The sequence below is a fragment of the Mucilaginibacter lutimaris genome (assembly GCF_042676625.1).
Classification (GTDB): Bacteria; Bacteroidota; Bacteroidia; order Sphingobacteriales; family Sphingobacteriaceae; genus Mucilaginibacter; species Mucilaginibacter lutimaris.
The window spans coordinates 500,275-515,162 of the sequence record NZ_JBHTIA010000003.1 but is presented as its reverse complement, the minus strand read 5'-3'; the positions used below and the strand labels follow the sequence as shown (position 1 = coordinate 515,162).

Below are 14,888 nucleotides of genomic sequence, written 5' to 3'. Positions count from 1 at the left end.
CTACATGACGTATATAAACAGCAATAGACCCCGACCAAAAATGGTCGGAGTCTGATGCTATTTTGTGTTAGGTTAAATTATTTAACCTCAACTACTGCTCCGGCTTCCTCTAATTGTTTTTTCAGAGATTCAGCTTCTTCTTTAGTTACACCAGCTTTTAACTCTTTAGGAGCGCCGTCAACTAAGTCTTTAGCTTCTTTCAAACCTAAGCCAGTTAAGTCTTTTACTAATTTAACAACTGCTAATTTCTGACCACCTGCTTCTTTCAGGATCACGTCAAATGCAGTTTGCTCAGCAGCAGCTGCAGGAGCGTCATCGCCACCAGCAGGAGCAGCTACAGCAACAGCTGCAGCAGCAGGCTCAATGCCATACTCGTCTTTTAAGATCTGAGCTAATTCGTTTACTTCCTTTACTGTTAAGTTTACCAACTGTTCAGCAAACGCTTTTAAATCCGCCATTTTATTTTTTATTTTTTACTTAATGCTTTTTGTTTAATATCGAACTTTAAGGTGTTCGTTAACCTCTTTCTTGTAATGTTTTTACAACACCTGCAATGATACTTCCGCCTGATTGTAATGCAGAAATAACGTTCTTGGCTGGTGATTGCAGTAAGCCTACTATCTCGCCTATCAATTGTTCTTTTGACTTCAGTTTGGTCAAAGTATCCAATTGATTATCGCCGATAAATACCGATGAATCAATGTATGCTGCTTTTAAAACCGGTTTATCACCTTTTTTCCTTAAAGCTTTAATCAGCTTTGCCGGGGCAGTTGCCGATTTTGAGAAAAGGATTGATGAAGAACCTTTTAATACATCATATATCGGGGCAAAATCACCACCGGCTGCTTCCATAGCTTTTTTAATTAAGCTGTTTTTTGCAACCTGCATTGTGATATCAGCCTCGAAGCATTGACGACGGATATTATTTACTTTTGCAACCGTTAGATCAGCTGTATCGGTAATATAAAAGTTACCGTACTCTTTAATCTGATCAGCAAGGGCAAGAACAAGGTCGTGTTTTTCTTCTTTATTCATGATTAGATCCCCGCTACTGATTTAGTTTCAATTGTAATACCCGGCGACATGGTTGAAGAGATATGTATGCTCTTAAAATATGTGCCTTTTGCTGCTGATGGTTTTAATTTAGAGATGGTTTGCAATACTTCTAATGCGTTCTCGTAAATTTTTTCAGCAGTGAAAGATGCTTTTCCTATTGAAGTATGGATGATACCGGTTTTGTCAACCTTGAAATCGATCTTACCACCTTTTACATCAGCCACAGCTTTACCAACTTCTGGTGTTACTGTTCCTGATTTAGGGTTAGGCATTAGGTTACGCGGGCCTAATATACGACCCAAACGACCTACCTTAGCCATAACGCTTGGCATAGTGATGATAATATCAACATCAGTCCATCCGCCTTCAATCTTGGCAATATAATCATCCAAACCAACGTAATCCGCACCTGCATCCTTTGCTTCTTGCTCCTTATCAGGAGTACAAAGCACTAATACACGTACAGTTTTGCCGGTTCCATGAGGCAATGTTGCAATACCGCGTACCATTTGATTGGCTTTACGGGGATCAACACCTAAACGTACATCTATATCAACGGATGAATCAAACTTAGTATTGGTTAATTCCTTTACCAATGCTGACGCATCTTGTAATGTATACGACTTATTAGCCTCAATTTTGGAGAGTGCCGCTTTTTGATTTTTTGTTAATCTAGCCACTGTCTTAAACTGATTTGTATAAATTAATTAATTCCAGGGTGCCGTACCTGATACGGTTATCCCCATACTGCGGGCAGTACCTGCCACCATTCTCATGGCTGATTCTACTGTAAATGCATTCAAATCAGTCATTTTATCTTTGGCTATTGTCTCAACCTGTTCCCAGTTTACGCTGGCAACTTTTTTACGGTTAGGCTCGGCCGAACCACTCTTTAAGCCGGTAACTTCTAAAAGTTGTATAGCTACTGGAGGGGTTTTAATGATAAAATCGAAAGACTTGTCGACATAAACAGTAATAACTACAGGTAACACTTTACCAGGTCTGTCCTGGGTACGTGCGTTGAACTGCTTGCAAAACTCCATAATGTTCACACCCTTTGCACCCAATGCTGGGCCAATTGGTGGAGATGGGTTTGCAGCGCCGCCCTTCACTTGTAGCTTTACCATCGCACCGACTTCTTTTGCCATTTTGATTTGTTTTAATTATAACTCAATGTTAGTAAGTGGAAGCTAAGTAACATTTAAGATCGTTAGGTTTGGGACGTTGGATATGAGATTTTGAGACTCGTACCAGGTTATCAAACCTTTATTTTTTTATATTATTGTTAGTGTTGAGGGTTATGACTTTCAGATGCCTTACATCTAAAATCTCATATCTCAATACTACTCTTTCTCTACTTGCATGTAATTCAATTCAAGCGGCGTACGGCGTCCGAAAATCTTTACCATTACTTTCAGTTTCTTTTTCTCTTCGTTAACCTCTTCAATTACACCGCTGAAACCGTTGAATGGCCCGTCCATTACTTTAACGTTCTCGCCAACGTAATATGGTACGTTCATGGTTTCGCCTTGCGCGCTCATTTCATCAACCTTACCTAAGATGCGGTTAACTTCGGCCTGGCGTAAAGGGATAGCATTACCTGCTTTATCACCTAAGAAACCAATTACACTGTTCACATTTTTAATAATGTGCTCCAGCTCGCCGTCAAGTGAGGCTTCCATTAATACATAACCCGGGAAGTAGTTGCGTTCTTTGGCAATTTTCTTTCCATCGCGCATCTGGTAATATTTTTCGGTTGGGATAAGTACCTGTGGTACTAAGTGTGTTATTCCTAACCTGCTTACTTCGGCGTCTATATATTGTTTTACCTTTTTTTCTTTACCACTGATGGCCCTAACTACGTACCACTTTAATTGATCACTCATCTACTTATATATAATTAGGTTAGTGAAGTATAAAACTGATTAAGCAAATAGCCTATTATCTGGTCCATACCAAAAATGACCATAGCAATAATAATTGCAGCTATTAACACCAACACGGCGCTGTTTTGCAATTCTCTCCAGGTTGGCCAGGTAACTTTCTCGGTCAACTCGATGTATGATTCTTTAATATATTCAGCTACGCCTGCCATTTTATTAATTGCTTATGCACGGGAACAAGGATTCGAACCCTGATCAAAGGTTTTGGAGACCTCTATTCTACCGTTGAACTATTCCCGTGTATACTATCTCTAAAAATAGAGAAACTGTATTGTGTTTGCTTATTGTGAATAAAGTACCGAGACAAAAGCCCCGGTACTTTACACAAAAATTAACCGTTTGCTCTGCCTAAAGGCAGATTGTAATTATGCTAATATTTCAGTTACCTGACCAGCACCTACAGTTCTACCACCCTCACGAATAGCGAAACGAAGACCTTTTTCCATAGCAATAGCGTTGATTAGCTTTACAGTGATAGTAACGTTATCACCAGGCATAACCATTTCTACGCCTTCTGCCAAGGTGATCTCACCTGTAACGTCTGTTGTACGGAAATAGAATTGCGGACGGTATTTGTTGAAGAATGGAGTGTGACGGCCACCTTCTGCTTTTGATAATACGTAAACCTCTGCTTTGAAGTCAGTGTGAGGGTTAACAGAACCTGGTTTACAGATAACCATACCACGACGGATATCAGTTTTCTCAATACCACGTAATAATAAACCTACGTTGTCACCAGCTTCGCCACGATCAAGGATCTTGCGGAACATCTCAACACCAGTTACGGTTGATTTTAAGTTCTCAGCACCCATACCTAAGATGTCAACAGGCTCACCAGAGTTAATAACACCACGCTCGATACGACCGGTTGCAACAGTACCACGACCAGTGATCGAGAATACGTCCTCAACAGGCATCAAGAAAGGAAGGTCTGTTAAACGTGGAGGAATTGGAATGTAGCTATCTACAGCATCCATTAACTCCATAATTTTAGCTACCCATTTAGCATCGCCGTTAAGACCGCCTAATGCTGAACCTTGGATAACAGGGATATCATCGCCAGGGAAATCGTAGAATGATAATAACTCACGGATTTCCATTTCAACTAATTCTAATAATTCTGGATCATCAACCATATCCACTTTATTCATGAATACAACCAATGAAGGTACACCTACCTGACGAGCCAAAAGGATGTGCTCGCGGGTTTGAGGCATCGGACCATCTGTAGCAGCAACAACAATGATTGCACCGTCCATCTGAGCCGCACCTGTAACCATGTTTTTCACATAATCCGCGTGACCCGGACAGTCAACGTGAGCGTAGTGACGGTTTGCAGTTGAATACTCAACGTGCGCTGTGTTGATAGTTATACCACGTTCTTTTTCTTCAGGAGCAGAGTCAATTGAATCAAATGAACGAGCTTCTGATAAACCTGCATCAGATAACACTTTGGTTATAGCTGCGGTTAAAGTTGTTTTGCCGTGGTCAACGTGACCGATTGTACCGATGTTTAAGTGCGGTTTACTGCGGTCAAATTTTTCTTTTGCCATGATTTATATTTGTTTGTAGGTTAATTTATTCTTTAAAATATAATTTGTTAAAATTATGAGCCAACAATGGGATTTGAACCCATGACCTCTTCCTTACCAAGGAAGTGCTCTACCCCTGAGCTACGTCGGCTTGTATTAGTTCATTGTAGAGCGGAAGACGAGGTTCGAACTCGCGACCTATAGCTTGGAAGGCTATCGCTCTACCAACTGAGCTACTTCCGCAATTTTTAAAATCCAAAAACTAAACTCTAAGTCCTAAAACAATTTTTAAGATTTAGAATTTAGCATACTGGATATCATTCGTGGGGGGAGAAGGATTCGAACCTTCGTAGCCGAAGCAGCGGATTTACAGTCCGCCCCATTTGACCGCTCTGGTATCCCCCCATTGTTGATTTCGGATTTACAATACTCAATTGGAAGCTAAGTACCATATTTCCGAAATAAACAGAGCCTCCTATCGGGATCGAACCAATGACCTACTGATTACAAGTCAGTTGCTCTACCAGCTGAGCTAAGGAGGCTTAAATTGTTACCATCACCTATTACCATTTCGGGCCTTCGGATTTTTTGGCTGCAAATTAATTGCGCTATTTTATTTCTTTTTAAAGAACCACCCTTTCCATAAACTGAGTGGTGGTTAAGACCTCTCTGAAAGGGATTGCAAATCTACAAAAATTTAGAGCTGTACAAAATATTTTTGCAAAAAAAATCGGCAGGCTTTAAACCTGCCGATCCGCGCACAATTTTAGCGCTCATATATGCTTAAAAATCATCATCTTCCGCAATAAGGGCCGCTTTTTTAGCAGCTTCGGCAGCAATAGATTTTTTTGTTTTATGTTTTTCAATCTGCTTGCGAAGGCTCTCAACCACCAGATCGGTAGCCTCTTCAAACGTTTTACACTTCTCTTTAGCGAAAATTTGGTTGCCGGGCAGCAAAAGCTTTATTTCGGTTATCTTGTTGGCCTCATCCTCTACATTCTCTAATTTTAAATATACTTCACCACTAATGATATGATCAAAAAAGGTTTCCAGCTTATCTACTTTCTTCTGAATAAAATCCAATAGTTTCTGATCTGCAGTAAAGTGAATAGATTGCACGGTAATTTTCATTTTTCCTCCTTTTTATGCCTTTGGATGGGCTTGTTTATAAATAGATTTAAGTCGTTCTACTGAGTTATGCGTATAAATTTGTGTGGCGCTAAGGTTAGCGTGGCCAAGCAACTCTTTTATAGCATTCAAATCGGCGCCTTTATTTAACAGGCTGGTTGCAAAGGTGTGCCTTAACACGTGTGGGCTGCGTTTATCCTGGGTTGATATGTATGACAAATATTTTTGCACTATTATGTATACAAGCTTTGGATATGCGCTTGCTCCTTTATTTGTAACGAGTAACGTTAAGGAATTGTTATTAAAATTTTCACCTTTTTTAGCCTCCATATATCGCTTTAACAGTTGTAAAAGCTCGTTATTTAGCGGTATTATCCTCTGTTTGTTGCGTTTACCTAAAACTTTAACGGTGCTTTCGTACCAATTTATATCATCATCTTTTATGCCTATAATTTCGGCCAGGCGCATGCCGGTGCCAAAAAGCATCTCAATAACAAGTTTATCTCGCAGGCCGGCAAAATCTTCAGAAAAAATATGGGCATCGCCAATATCCATCCTGCCATCCAGCATGCCGGTAAGCCTTTCCCCGTCAACAACGGTTGGCAGGTTTTTAGGTACCTTTGGCACGGTAATGCGCGATGTTGGGTTAATGGTTACTATCCCTTCCTGCAATAAAAATTTAAAGTATTTGCGCAGTGTGGCAATTTTACGGTTAACCGACCGGGCAAGCAGTTTGTTATCCATCAGGGCTATCATCCAGTTGCGGATGTCGTGATGGGAAATTTCTGATGGGTGGGTAACCAGGGGCGTGGTGTTGGGCGGGTTCAAAAAAAGTATAAACTGCTCCAGGTCGCTTTGGTAAGCAGATACAGTATGGGGTGAGTACCTTTTCTCGTAACTGATATACTGTATAAACTTGTCTAAAAACATAAAAACTATTTGAACACCCAATAAATTGAATGTACAAATAGTTTTTTTATAGTGACAAGAAAATATGTAAAATTCTATCCGGAGAAGAATTAAACATTAGTTTCTAAATTCATATTCTGCTTGTAGATAGCATGTTTAATTTCATGCCTGCGGGTAATTGATTTTTTTTCGAAAGCCTGGCGACTGCGCAGTTCTCTTAAAACACCCGTTTTTTCAAATTTCTTTTTAAAGCGTTTTAATGCTTTATCTAATGATTCGCCGTCTTTTACGTTAATGATGATCATAATTCCAAATACCTCCTTTCAGGGACGTCAAAGGTAGGAAATTACTTTTAATTCTGAAATACAATATTTTATATTTTTCTGTACCGATCTTACTGCTTCAACGATTGCGGCGCCCTCTTATCCGGCGGCAAAGCCATAAATTTTTTGTAGCTATCGTTTATGTATGCCACCATCGATTCGTTGTTGTTGCCACGCAGGAATGAATAGCTTGGCCTAAACATGGTCATAAAGTTTTCCAGGTCGTTACCTTTTAAAGGTACAAGGCTGGTTACGTAAGCCGGGCTAAACGCCGCATCAATGGCACGCTGCTCTGCCTCGCGCTGAAAGTAGCGCTTTAACCTGCGTGCTTTTTTACCTTCGCCACTAAACCAGGTTGATGGCGAAAAGGCATAAACCTTACTTTTTTCGTAAACCTCGGGGTACTCTTCGCGTGGGTTAAAGGTTGTGCGCGTGGCCGTGATGTTAACTGCCCTTAAAGATATCATTGACGTGGTAAGCTCAATCTTTTTAGGTGCCATATCAACCAGGTACAGCGTATCTGATGTATACCCGGGCGAGTTAAATATTAAAGTATGCCCTGCCGCGGCCCGGATGCCAAAGTTTCCCTTTTTATCGGTAATACTTACCTGCTTGTTGGTGATGTCTTTTATAAATACATCTGATAAGCGGTTGTTGGTGCCATGTTCGTAAACAGTGCCTTTAAATATACTTTGCGCGCTGGTAAATGTAGCTACTGTTAATAATGGAATGATAAGGATGAGTAGTTTTTTCATGGCTGATAGATTAGCTAACAGTTAAACCTGTATTGTTGGGCAAAGGTTTCAATTTTAATATTTCAAACCAACAAAAAACCCGGCCTAAACCGGGTTTTTTAATATTATTACTTTTTCCACACATTATTGTCCGAATTGTAATCCGGCAATACTTTGTCGGGGTCATAAGTTACAGATTGGATCTCTTCTGTAGACGGGTACCTAACAATAAAGCTGTTGTTACGTTCCCAGATCTCAACAGGTAATTTAACACGGTCAACCTTACCGCTTACGGTTTTAATTTCTAATGTTGCAGGCATAACCAGTTTATCCAGGTTATCTAAAGTAATCAACGCCCCTCTTGAAGCATCGCCGCCAACGTATTTAACATCGCGTACGCCAACATCAAGGCGCCAGTTGTTTACATACCAGCCTCTCCAGAACCATTGCAATGTTTCGCCGCCGGCATTCTCCATAGTACGGAAGAAATCATCAGGTGTAGGGTGTTTGAAAGCCCAACGCGCTATGTAAGTGCGGAAAGCAAAGTCAAAACGCTCGGGGCCTAAGATCTGCTCGCGTAATAAGGTTAAACCTGTACCTGGTTTGAAGTATAGCATCCAACCGGTATTTTCTTCTTTCAGGTTTTCAGGGTAGCTCATTACCGGCTCCATTTGCGAACTGGTTAAGTAAGCGCCAACTTTTTGCATATCCTGTTTTTTACCTGCGTATTCGCCTTTATTAAAATCGGCAGTGCTAAGTGTGTTTATGAACGTGTTAAAGCCTTCATCCATCCAGCCATACAAACGCTCGTTTGAGCCAACTATCATCGGGAACCAGGTGTGGCCAAATTCGTGGTCATTAACATTCCAAAGCGAAGCTTTTTTAGCTTTCCAGCTACAAAAAACAATACCCGGGTACTCCATACCACCCACAACACCCGCTACAGCGGTAGCCGCAGGGTAAGGATACTCGAACCATTTTTGTGAGTTGTACTCTATAGATTTTTTTACATACTCGGTAGAACGGCCCCATGCATCTTTACCATCGCTTTCAACCGGATAAGCAGATATCGCTGTCGATTTTTTACCACTTGGCAAATTCATTTTAGCAGCATCTACTATAAATGCCGCTGATGAACCCCATGATGCGTCACGTGCATTTTTGATCTTAAATTTCCAGGTCAGTTGTTTTTTACCTGCCGGGCGCGATGAAGCTTCGGTGACTTCACTTGCAGAACGGATAACTACCGTCTCCTCGCTCTTTTCTGCTAATGCCCAACGTTTTAATTGTTCCGGCGTATAAACATCTTGTGGGTTTTGCAACTCGCCCGATGCTACCACAATATGGTTTGCAGGTGCAGTAATGCTTAGGTCAAAATCGCCATACTCTAAATAAAACTCGGCAGGGCCGGTATAAGGTAGGGTATTCCAGCCCATAACGTCATCGTAAACGTACATGCGTGGGTACCATTGCGCCACTGTGTAGATGTTCCCGTTTTTAGTTTTTTGGATACCGGTACGGTCCGAACCATACTCAGGTACAACGAATGAATATTCGATGTTTAGTTTTACCTGGCCGCCATTAGGGTTAACACCGTTTGGTAAAAACACCTGCATGCGGGTATCATTAATTAAAAACTTAACAGGGGTGTCGCCCACCTTAACCGATTTGATGTTGTAACCACCGTTTGACAATGCGCCGCGACCACCGTTACGGCTACCGCTTGGGGGAATGATGGCTGTGCCACGAGAGTCTTGTTTAAATAAGTTTTGGTCTAACTGCATCCACAGGAAATCAAGTTTTTGCGGACTGTTATTAGTGTAGGTTAATATCTCTGCACCCGTTACTTCGTTATTTTGATCGTTAAGAGTGGCAGATAATTGGTAGTCGGCACGGTTTTGCCAGTATTTAGGGCCCGGCTGCCCATCTGCCGCGCGGAACTCGTTACCATTTTTGCTGTAGAAAAACGGCGCAAAGGTTTCGTGGTAGTTATAATTGCTCACCGGGGCTTGCTGTGCCTGGCTAATGCCCGCAACAGACATAAAAGCCAGCGTAAACCCGGCAATTAGTTTCATTTTCATAATTTTTTAATGATTTGGTAAAAACAAGGACAAGTATACTAATTATTGAATTAGCTACTATGACATTTATGTACTGTAATAATTAAATTACGAGTATGTGTTAAGTCTGAAGCCCAAAGCCTTAAGTCGGTAAATTCATTCTATTTCATGTTTACCAGGGACTTTCGACTAAGACTATTTACCTAATAAGTGTTCATCGTAAACCTTTTCATCAAAGCCAAAGAAAAGGAAATTGCCTTCCTCTATCACGGGGCGTTTGATCATGCTGGTTTTCTGCTGCAATAATTGCAAGGCATCATCTTTGGTTTTGATGCCCTCCTTAACAGATGGGTCAAGCTGTTTGTAGGTTAACCCCTGCTTGTTCATAAACTTCTCGTATCCTGCCTTGCTATCCCACTCAATTAATTTTTCGGTACTTACACCAAGCTTCTTAAAATCGTGAAACTCGTAAGCAACATTGTTTGCTTTAAGCCAATCGAGCGCTTTTTTTACTGTATTGCAATTGGTTATGCCGTAAACTTTCATGGGCGGGAAGTTATTTGTTAAATTTTGTCATTGTAAGCTCGGTACCTATTGTCGCGAAGCTTTTGATCATTTCTATCGACCGGTCTATCAGGGCAGGCAGCTCGGGCTTTTCATCATCATCAAAACCGCTTAGCACGTAATCTACCTGGCGGCCTTTTGGATAGTTGTCGCTCACACCAAAACGCAGGCGGGCATATTCATTGTTGCCTAATGTTGCTTCGATGTGTTTTAAACCGTTATGCCCGGCGGCGCTGCCTTTGGGTTTAAGGCGGAGCGTACCTAATGGGAGGGCAATATCATCTACAATAACCAATACATTTTGCACCGGGATCTTCAGCTCTTTCATCCAGTGGTTTAAGGCCTTACCGCTAAGGTTCATGTAGGTGGTTGGCTTTATCAAACAAAGGGTGCGGCTTTTATAGGTTACCTCGGTATAGTAAGCCAGCCGCATATTATAAAACTTAGCCCCCTCCTGCTTTGCAAATTCATCAAGCACCATAAAACCTATATTGTGCCTGGTATCGGCATACTCGGGCCCAATATTCCCTAAACCTACAATTAAATACTTCATACCCACTCCTCCCCAAAGGGGCAACTTTTTAAAGCGCAATTATACAAAAATAGCGATGGGTTTAAAACCCATCGCTATGATATCTTTTGTAGCCGTTGTAAGGTTTACAACCCTACTATTGAATACGGTACCCGGATATTTTTTACACGATAATAATACGGATCAAGATAACCATCCTGACAATCTGATACGCCACAGCCCGAAAAATTCAAACAAAAGGTTAGTAACAATTCGTTACGGCCGTTAACAGATTCGGGGTGAATGGCCGGGGTATAATAACGAGCGTATTTACCAACCAAATATTCGCTAATAGTGTAAATGTACTTTTGCTCGGTAAATGGCCCTGTTGGACTGTTAGACGTAGAGATGTAGACATCGCGCTTAGTTTCGCAGTTAAAGCCCTGATCCATAGACATCATGATATATTTACCATTTAGGTAAGATATAGTGTTGTTACCCGGCCCTACTACAATTTTTGCAGCATCGGCGGTGGTAGGCTTGCTTGCCCATGATGTACCATCCCAAAATGTCCACGTCAACGGATCATTTTGTGCAAACCTGGCTACAAAAATATTTTGGCCATAGCCAAAGTTAAAGCCTTGCGAGCCGAAAGAATATACGTAACCATCGTTACCTTTCACCATACCTGTAGAATAAGAAATATCTGTTTGGCCCGACATGCCCTCTGGTGTATAACGCACGGCAGTCCATTCGTTACCCACATTAGGTGTAAGCTTGTATAACGATTGATTTGTAGCGCCCAGGCCCTTACCTTCTCCGCACTGCACCCAAACGTTATTGCCTATCTGTACGCCTAAGCCCGGCCACGACCAATCCGTGCCCGGCTGGTTGTTAAATATTTGCCTTGGCCTGCCATGCGCGCTGTTTGAAATGGTCATGTTAGGGGTATGTTCCGGGTTCCAATCAGTAGCCGTTGGTTGGATCATTACCGAATTATTGTAGTTAAAAAAGTCTGAACAGGCGAATTTCTTATTATCGCGCAGTCTTGAACCGTCCCAGGCATCCTGTGTGATCCACAATACACGGCCATCGCTTAACGGCACGCTGGTACCCTGGTCAAACGCTACCGAACCCTGGCTTGTATTATTCCTTTCAAAGAAACCTATTGCCGCATCATCCCTGTAAACCTGCTCTGCCATTGGCAAAATCGTAAAGTTTTGGTTTGTGCTTTTACTATCTGCTGTTTCAAGGGTTACTCTGCTATCTGTAGCCGATAAACTGAGCGCCAAACCGGTATTCTTATTAACGATATTAAAAATGCCTATTTTTGATCCTTGTATAACTGCCCATAGTTCGGCTGCGTTAGCCGATTCGCGGTACTGTTCGGCTTGTGTGCCCGCCTGTGCCCCGGCACCGGCATTTAAAAATTTACCTGTAAATAAATTTCTGATCTGGTAATACCTTACCCCCCCTACTGCGCTATTGTATATAAGATGCCATTTTTGCCAAAGCGGCATTACATCCAAGTTTGTTCCTACTTCTATTTTCTGGTTATCCTTGTATTTCTCGTTAAAGGTGTAATTGCCTGCTACCTGCAGCAATTTACCATTAGCACTTGTAATACTAAATACACCATACTCAGTAGTATTAAAATCGTAAACTTTAAACTCAACATTCCATTCGTATTTCTCGCCAGATTCGGCGGTTACTACAAATAGCTTTTTTAGCGAGGTGGCATCAAAGGCCTCTCCTGATGCAGGAAATACAGTCGCCCCGTCAGATATGACCATATTGGCTTTTAGTGCCGCCATATCTACACCTTTTTGCACGTTAACGGTTATGGTATGCGTGGTGTTATTGAACAGCGCCGGGCCTACCTGCCCCTCGGCAAGCGCAAACTGTTTGATCATTCTTCCCGGACTGGCAAATCGCTTCTCATCCTTAGAACAGGATACAACAAGTACAATAGCCGTAAGCAGTAGTAATAGTTTTCTCATATTTAATAGTTATGCTAAATTGGTTTAGCAAATATAAAAAAGTAAATCGTTTTAGCAAATTTTATTGAAACTTTCTACTGCATAGCATAATCTGGAAATGCAGACATAAAAAAAGGCGACGGTTGATACCGTCGCCTTTAAATTAATTAATTGGTGAGTTAACCCAATAAATTATTTCCCTTTGCTTGCTTCCTGCTCAGCCTGGCGTAACGCACGTGATGTAGTTACAGATACAATTGTATCTTCCTGCGCGTTGGTAATAGTAAGGTTAGGGATGTTGATCTCGTTAACTTTTACTGATTTACCAACCTCAAGGGCTTCAATACTCACTTCAATGTTATCCAGGTGATCTTTAGGCAATGCCTTAACACGCAGTTTCCTTAGTTTTTGAACTAATTTACCACCCACTTTAACACCCGGAGAAGTACCTGTTAATTTTACAGGGATCTCGATAGTTACCGGCTTGTTTTGATCTAACAATAAAAAGTCGATGTGGATAAGTTGTTCCGTTAACGGGTGGAACTGCATATCTTTAATAATTGCCTGTGATTTAACACCAGCAACTTCAATGTCGATGAAATGAACAACCGGCGTATAAACTACGGCTCTCAAATCAGCTGCGGACACTGCAAAGTGGGTTTGTGTTGCACCACCATAAAGTACTGCAGGCACTAAGCCCTGGTAACGCAGTCCTTTAGCGTCTCTTTTCCCTACGTTCTCTCTTGGAGAACCGCTAATAGCAAATGATTTCATTATTTATTTAATTACCGCGCCTACATTGGCAACGGATGTCTTTATTCTCTTTTGGGCTATGAACCATTAACCATGATCCATTCGCTTCTTTAATCTACTCTAAAAAGCTGGCTTATCGAACCATGCTCGTTTACATTGCTTATTGCCTTTGCAAACAACTCGGCAGTGCTAAGCACCCTAATTTTAGGGCTGCTGTGTTTTAGCGGTATGGTATCGGTCACTATCAATTCGGTTAATGCCGAGTTCTCGATAGTTTCATACGCCTTGCCGGATAATACCGGATGCGTACATACCGCCCTTACGCTTTTCGCACCACGTTCCATAATTAACCCGGCTGCTTTTGCAAGCGTACCTGCCGTATCACAAATATCATCTATCAGTACAATGTCTTGGCCCGTAACATCACCTATTATGGTCATACTCTCGATCTCATTCGCGCGCTTGCGGCGTTTATCGCAAATAACAACTTCGGCATTAAAAAACTTAGCGAAGCTGCGTGCCCTGTAAGAGCCACCCATATCCGGCGATGCAATAGTTAGGTTACCTAAACCAAGGCTTTTAATGTATGGTACAAATATGATAGATGCATCTAAGTGATCTACCGGTACATCAAAAAACGCCTGGATCTGCGCGGCGTGCAGGTCCATCGTCATGATACGGTTAATACCTGCGGCTACCAGTAAGTTTGCTACCAGTTTTGAGCCAATGGCAACACGCGGCTTATCTTTCCTATCCTGGCGGGCCAAACCAAAGTAAGGTATAACTGCAATAATGTAGTGAGCTGATGCACGGCGTGCGGCATCTATCATCATTAACAGTTCCATCAGGTTATCGGTAGGCTGGTGTGTGCTTTGTATTAAAAACACATCGCAACCACGGATACTTTCGTTAAAATGCGGTTGAAATTCGCCATCGCTAAAACGCGACAAAACCACATCGCCAAGCTCCTGCCCGTATGATGTAGCAATGTGTTGAGACAGTTCCTTAGAACCTGATCCTGCAAATAGCTTAACTGTATTAAACTGTAAAGGCATCTTCTTATTTCGGATTTACGATTACGATACCGGGTTTTAAGCCCGTGATCGGCAGCTTCAAGTACATCAACCCCTTATAAAAAACAATCGGATTTCAATTTTTCTATCAGATATTAATCCGAAATTGAAAATTCGAAATCCGAAATTCTTAAGTTGCCCGACCAGGATTCGAACCTAGACAAACGGTACCAAAAACCGTCGTACTACCATTATACTATCAGGCAATCTCCTTTGGTTTGTAAGCCATCCCGAAAAGGAATGCAAATATAGGACGATTTTTTAAAACTCAAAAGCAAAAATTAAAAAAGTATTCTAATTTATTTTTGGAGCCAAAACATCCG

17 protein-coding genes and 6 tRNA genes are annotated in these 14,888 nt (G+C 41.6%); all 23 read right to left on the bottom strand.

The genetic code is table 11. The features are described from left to right. Positions 1-77: 77 nt before the first annotated feature. Positions 78-458 carry a 50S ribosomal protein L7/L12 gene (gene rplL, locus ACFQZI_RS03155; RefSeq protein WP_121246032.1) on the bottom strand — a complete coding sequence of 127 codons (381 nt, stop codon included), beginning with the start codon at positions 456-458 and terminating at the stop codon, positions 78-80. A 58-nt stretch (positions 459-516) separates the two neighbouring features. Beyond that, positions 517-1,035, bottom strand: coding sequence for a 50S ribosomal protein L10 (rplJ, locus tag ACFQZI_RS03150; protein WP_377138282.1), 519 nt, complete (start codon positions 1,033-1,035; stop codon positions 517-519). A gap of 2 nt (positions 1,036-1,037) precedes the next feature. Further along, positions 1,038-1,736 (bottom strand): 50S ribosomal protein L1, encoded by a 699-nt coding sequence (rplA, locus tag ACFQZI_RS03145; RefSeq protein ID WP_377138280.1) that lies wholly within the window; start codon positions 1,734-1,736, stop codon positions 1,038-1,040. A gap of 27 nt (positions 1,737-1,763) precedes the next feature. Continuing rightward, complete coding sequence (rplK, locus tag ACFQZI_RS03140) at positions 1,764-2,204, bottom strand: 50S ribosomal protein L11 (protein WP_377138277.1); 441 nt, start codon at positions 2,202-2,204, stop codon at positions 1,764-1,766. A 195-nt stretch (positions 2,205-2,399) separates the two neighbouring features. Beyond that, the gene (gene nusG / locus ACFQZI_RS03135) at positions 2,400-2,942 is read right to left on the bottom strand and encodes a transcription termination/antitermination protein NusG (protein ID WP_377138274.1); all 543 of its coding nucleotides are present in this window, start codon (positions 2,940-2,942) and stop codon (positions 2,400-2,402) included. 14 nt (positions 2,943-2,956) lie between these two features. Next, a complete protein-coding gene (gene secE, locus ACFQZI_RS03130; protein WP_067059686.1) occupies positions 2,957-3,151 on the bottom strand; it encodes a preprotein translocase subunit SecE in 195 nt (64 codons plus the stop codon). A gap of 17 nt (positions 3,152-3,168) precedes the next feature. Continuing rightward, positions 3,169-3,239 (bottom strand) — tRNA-Trp (locus tag ACFQZI_RS03125). Positions 3,240-3,364: 125 nt separating this feature from the next. Then, positions 3,365-4,552 (bottom strand): elongation factor Tu, encoded by a 1,188-nt coding sequence (gene tuf, locus ACFQZI_RS03120; RefSeq protein ID WP_377138271.1) that lies wholly within the window; start codon positions 4,550-4,552, stop codon positions 3,365-3,367. A gap of 58 nt (positions 4,553-4,610) precedes the next feature. Next, positions 4,611-4,682, bottom strand: a tRNA-Thr gene (locus ACFQZI_RS03115). A gap of 19 nt (positions 4,683-4,701) precedes the next feature. Beyond that, positions 4,702-4,774, bottom strand: a tRNA-Gly gene (locus ACFQZI_RS03110). 81 nt (positions 4,775-4,855) lie between these two features. Further along, a tRNA-Tyr gene (locus ACFQZI_RS03105) sits at positions 4,856-4,936 on the bottom strand. A gap of 64 nt (positions 4,937-5,000) precedes the next feature. Then, positions 5,001-5,073, bottom strand: a tRNA-Thr gene (locus ACFQZI_RS03100). A gap of 241 nt (positions 5,074-5,314) precedes the next feature. After that, positions 5,315-5,662 carry a ribosome hibernation-promoting factor, HPF/YfiA family gene (hpf, locus tag ACFQZI_RS03095; protein WP_377138268.1) on the bottom strand — a complete coding sequence of 116 codons (348 nt, stop codon included), beginning with the start codon at positions 5,660-5,662 and terminating at the stop codon, positions 5,315-5,317. A gap of 12 nt (positions 5,663-5,674) precedes the next feature. Further along, the gene (locus ACFQZI_RS03090) at positions 5,675-6,589 is read right to left on the bottom strand and encodes a tyrosine-type recombinase/integrase (RefSeq protein WP_377138265.1); all 915 of its coding nucleotides are present in this window, start codon (positions 6,587-6,589) and stop codon (positions 5,675-5,677) included. 89 nt (positions 6,590-6,678) lie between these two features. Next, positions 6,679-6,873, bottom strand: a complete 195-nt coding sequence (gene rpsU / locus ACFQZI_RS03085) for a 30S ribosomal protein S21 (RefSeq protein WP_377138263.1) — start codon at positions 6,871-6,873, stop codon at positions 6,679-6,681. Positions 6,874-6,962: 89 nt separating this feature from the next. Then, a complete protein-coding gene (locus ACFQZI_RS03080) occupies positions 6,963-7,646 on the bottom strand; it encodes a hypothetical protein (protein WP_377138260.1) in 684 nt (227 codons plus the stop codon). A gap of 107 nt (positions 7,647-7,753) precedes the next feature. After that, positions 7,754-9,706, bottom strand: coding sequence for a M1 family metallopeptidase (locus tag ACFQZI_RS03075; RefSeq protein WP_377138257.1), 1,953 nt, complete (start codon positions 9,704-9,706; stop codon positions 7,754-7,756). Between the two features lie 174 nt (positions 9,707-9,880). Next, positions 9,881-10,231: a Spx/MgsR family RNA polymerase-binding regulatory protein gene (locus ACFQZI_RS03070; protein WP_377138254.1), complete on the bottom strand. Its 351-nt coding sequence runs from the start codon at positions 10,229-10,231 to the stop codon at positions 9,881-9,883. 10 nt (positions 10,232-10,241) lie between these two features. Then, on the bottom strand, positions 10,242-10,802 hold the full coding sequence (gene pth / locus ACFQZI_RS03065; RefSeq protein WP_377138251.1) for an aminoacyl-tRNA hydrolase: 561 nt from the start codon (positions 10,800-10,802) through the stop codon (positions 10,242-10,244). Positions 10,803-10,906: 104 nt separating this feature from the next. Then, the gene (locus tag ACFQZI_RS03060; protein WP_377138248.1) at positions 10,907-12,760 is read right to left on the bottom strand and encodes a DUF4185 domain-containing protein; all 1,854 of its coding nucleotides are present in this window, start codon (positions 12,758-12,760) and stop codon (positions 10,907-10,909) included. A gap of 171 nt (positions 12,761-12,931) precedes the next feature. Next, positions 12,932-13,513, bottom strand: a complete 582-nt coding sequence (locus ACFQZI_RS03055; RefSeq protein WP_377138245.1) for a 50S ribosomal protein L25/general stress protein Ctc — start codon at positions 13,511-13,513, stop codon at positions 12,932-12,934. A gap of 89 nt (positions 13,514-13,602) precedes the next feature. Then, a complete protein-coding gene (locus ACFQZI_RS03050; protein ID WP_377138242.1) occupies positions 13,603-14,547 on the bottom strand; it encodes a ribose-phosphate pyrophosphokinase in 945 nt (314 codons plus the stop codon). Positions 14,548-14,700: 153 nt separating this feature from the next. Beyond that, positions 14,701-14,771: transfer RNA gene (locus ACFQZI_RS03045), tRNA-Gln, on the bottom strand. Positions 14,772-14,888: the final 117 nt, after the last annotated feature.